Origin of the sequence: Yoonia sp. (assembly GCF_965660735.1) — a bacterium.
Taxonomy (GTDB): Bacteria; Pseudomonadota; Alphaproteobacteria; order Rhodobacterales; family Rhodobacteraceae; genus Yoonia.
The window spans coordinates 24,375-28,159 of sequence record NZ_CBFIBD010000037.1; the positions used below are offsets into that span (position 1 = coordinate 24,375).

At 57.0% G+C, this 3,785-nt stretch carries 3 protein-coding genes, 1 tRNA gene and 1 pseudogene; all 5 read left to right on the top strand.

All coding sequences use genetic code 11. From position 1 onward, the window contains the following. On the top strand, nt 1-182 hold a 182-nt coding region (locus ACTG4B_RS12650; protein ID WP_439156062.1), incomplete at its 5' end, for a fructose-bisphosphatase class II. Nucleotides 183-266: 84 nt separating this feature from the next. Beyond that, nucleotides 267-2,027 (top strand): single-stranded-DNA-specific exonuclease RecJ, encoded by a 1,761-nt coding sequence (recJ, locus tag ACTG4B_RS12655; RefSeq protein ID WP_439156063.1) that lies wholly within the window; start codon nt 267-269, stop codon nt 2,025-2,027. A 74-nt stretch (nt 2,028-2,101) separates the two neighbouring features. Beyond that, nucleotides 2,102-2,176: transfer RNA gene (locus ACTG4B_RS12660), tRNA-Glu, on the top strand. 224 nt (nt 2,177-2,400) lie between these two features. Further along, the gene (locus tag ACTG4B_RS12665) at nt 2,401-2,637 is read left to right on the top strand and encodes a helix-turn-helix transcriptional regulator (protein ID WP_439156064.1); all 237 of its coding nucleotides are present in this window, start codon (nt 2,401-2,403) and stop codon (nt 2,635-2,637) included. Between the two features lie 796 nt (nt 2,638-3,433). Then, nucleotides 3,434-3,785: pseudogene (locus ACTG4B_RS12670) on the top strand (hypothetical protein); the annotation flags it as partial.

The following is a 3,785-nucleotide window of genomic DNA, read 5'->3' on the forward strand; positions in this document are numbered from 1 at the left end:
GCGTCTATACCCGCGATGACATGGTCACCAGCGATGTGATCTTTGCCGCTACGGGCGTGACGGACGGGTCGCTTGTGCCGGGCATCAAGCGTGAAGTCGGGTTTGTGACGGCCGAAACCATCCTGATGCGGTCAAAGACCGGATCGGTTCGTCGGATGATTTACCGCAATCCGACAAAGTAGGCGTCCCGCCGTCGGCAAGAGTATTTTGATCAAAGCAAGGATCAAGGCGTGGCGCATGCAGCGCCCTTTCGCTAGTATGGCGGCATGAACAATACACAAGATCATGCGTTTCTGGGAATTGAGGTATCTGCGACGGGGCGGCGCTGGACTGGCCCCGGCGCGGAAGAGGACCGGCAGTCAGAAGCAATGGCCCAGACCACCGGTTTGCCCGTGCCCTTGTGCCGCACACTTGTCCGACGGGGGGTAGACGCACAGGACAGCGGCAGATTTCTGGCCCCGACACTGCGCGATCTGCTGCCCGATCCACGTATCCTGCGCGATATGGACATTGCGACAGGCCGGTTTTTGCAAGCCGTTGCCAAAAAAGAGAAAATAGCCGTTTTTGCCGATTATGACGTCGATGGCGGATCCTCTGCTGCGTTGCTGATTACCTGGCTGCGCGACATGGGCGTGACCGGAACCCTGTATATCCCTGACCGGATCGACGAAGGTTACGGCCCCAACGACGACGCAATGCAGATGCTGGCGCGTGATCATACTTTGATTGTCTGCGTTGATTGCGGCACCCTGTCCCATGGGCCGATTGCGGCGGCCAAAGGTGCGGATGTCATCGTGCTGGACCATCACCTTGGCGGCGAAACCCTGCCCGATGCCGTCGCGGTCGTGAATCCCAACCGGCAGGATGAATCCGGCGAACTGGGCCATCTTTGTGCGGCCGCTGTCGTCTTTTTGATGTTGGTCGAGGCAAACCGGCAGTTGCGGGATGCGGGACAGAAATGCCCGGACCTGATGGGCATGCTGGACCTTGTTGCGCTAGCGACAGTCGCAGACGTCGCCCCGTTGACCGGCGTCAACCGCGCCTTTGTCCGTCAAGGGCTGACGGTGATGGCGCGACGCGCGCGCATCGGGTTGACCGCGCTCGCGGATGTGGCGGGGCTGGACCAGGCGCCAAGCAGCTATCATCTTGGGTTTCTTTTGGGGCCACGCATCAATGCAGGTGGGCGGATTGGCAAGGCCGATCTGGGCGCCCGCCTGCTGGCGACAACTGACCGGCACGAGGCCGAGGCGCTGGCTGCCATGCTGGATGAACTGAATACCGAACGCCGCACGGTCGAGGCAGAAGTGCGCGATCTGGCGCTGGAGCAGGCGACGGCGCGCGGGCTTGATGGCCCGCTGGTCTGGGCGGCGGGCGAAGGCTGGCACCCCGGCGTGGTCGGCATTGTCGCGGCCCGGCTGAAAGAGGCCACGAACCGCCCCGCTGTTGTCATCGGACTGGACGGGAATGAAGGCAAGGGTTCCGGCAGGTCGGTTTCAGGGATTGATCTTGGTGCAGCAATTCAGCGGATCGCCGCCGAAGGTTTGCTGGTCAAGGGAGGCGGGCACAAGATGGCTGCAGGGCTGACTGTCGCGCGTGACCGGTTGGAACCCGCGATGGAACGATTGGGCGCACTGCTGGCCAAACAGGGGGCGGGCGACATCGGCCCTGCCGATCTGCGGTTGGACGGGGTGTTGATGCCGGGGGCCGCCACTGTGGACCTCGTGAACCAGATCGAACAAGCGGGTCCTTTTGGCGCGGGGGCCCCTGCGCCGCGCTTTGCCTTTCCCGATTGCCAGATACATTTTGCCAAGCAGGTCGGCGCAAACCACCTCAAGATCACGTTTGGCGATGGGCTTGGCGCGCGAATCGAGGCAATCAGTTTTGGCGCGATGGACGGCCCACTGGGGCCCATGTTGACGGGCCACAACGGGGCGCGGTTTCATCTTGCGGGACGGCTTGAAATCAACACCTGGCAGGGGCGCAAGTCGGTCCAATTGCGTCTGGAAGACGCCGCACCCGCGCAATGATCAAAACCGCTAAAATTCACAAATAGCCCCTTGCGCGTCCTGCCAGCTTTCCCTAAAAGCGGCGCACCAGATGCGGTCCCTTCGTCTATCGGTTAGGACGCCAGGTTTTCAACCTGGAAAGAGGGGTTCGATTCCCCTAGGGACTGCCACTGGTTCTGATTTCATACATCTTCTCAAAGGCTTGTGTGGAGTATGGCCTCCGTCCCACCATACACCCCGCCAGTCAAGCGTATGATATATACACTGCGAGTCAACGCTTCCCATTTTCCCTACATCTATGAAATAGACTGAAAATCAGCGAGAGAAGCCTTAAGCGGCAAAATGTAAATGCCCCAAGTTGGTTGCTGACGCATTTGACCTTAGGAGATTAAGAATGCACAGCAGTGATAACACATATCTTTCAGTTGGACAGCTTGCCGAGCGCTTCGCCTGCTCCGTCGATTCTATCTATCGCTGGAAACGCGAAGGTGATTTCCCGAAGGGAATCAAGCTTGGACCAGGAACGACGCGTTGGCTTCTTCGCGACATTGAAGACTGGGAAAGCAGCCGCCCAACTTGCCTTATTACGCACATCGATCTCGACGACAGGTATTTCCCTTCCAAAGAATAGCAAAAGGTCTTGGCGCTGCCCATCCCCGTCTGACGTATTCTCTCAGTCGCCTATTCGGTGGTATCATCTGATTGTGGCCATCAAGCTCGCTGCGGCAGAGGACGCGATTTCGAATTTGCTTGGTGCCTGGTGTCGGCTTGGTGTCGAGAACCAAAGCGACACGGTCAGTTGATCAGCTGAGCAGGTTGGAATGTACTGCCCCCAATACCGCGCCAAAGTGCGCACAGGCCCAACTATTGATGCTTCACTGATCACCGTTGGAATGCGGGGAGGTTTCTCCTAAAAGGTAAGTGCAGAAATCATGCGGCGATCCCATTTGTGCGGGGCTGCTTCAGGTCTCTCGGTCGGCCTTGTCTGACCTGTCATCATTGCCATAGCGACGAAGAACGCTTCCTTCCCGGTAGAGACCGCCAGTCGGTTGGTTGATCAGGCAATGACTGAACGACTTGCGACGCGTCCTTTCCAAGAGTTTTGAAATTTCCATAATGCTTCCTTCTACTCTTTCGGAAGGATCGCACCATCAAATCATGGGATTTAAGGCCTGATAAACAAACGGCACGTCAGACGCTTCGACCATAGACAGTTGGAATTCGCAATTGTCGACATCATGCGACAGGGCCGACGGTTCGCGTATCGCATGGTTGAACCGCTATCAGACATTTCAATTTGCAACAGATGCGTTTGGCCAGTAAGTGTGAACGGTCGAAGCAGCACAGGGCTACAAGTATACCGATCACTAAGAACCCTGATTTCGCTGCGCTTTCAGCTTTACTTTTAACGATATGGAACGATTGACGTGATATCAACATATTGCAAAAGTAGTGTCTGCGCTTGCAGCCGCACAACAAAGCGGCTTCTTTTTTTTGCAGTGACCCTCTTATTTTTTAATGCCTGCACAGAAGGCTTTGCCGAATTTCCGGTTACCGAAGATGCTCAGCAAGACCTGTCGCAGAAACTGACGATTATTCGGCTTGATGCATCTAATATTGCGAGTTTTTCCAGGCCTAGCGCGACGGCGCGCCCAAGCACGCTTCGCAGCGATCATCCTTGGCAATACCGTGTCGGTGTGGGCGACGTCCTGAATATCATCGTGTTCGATCATCCCGAATTGACCTTGCCTGCCGGTCCCGAGAGGAGTGCGGAAGAAA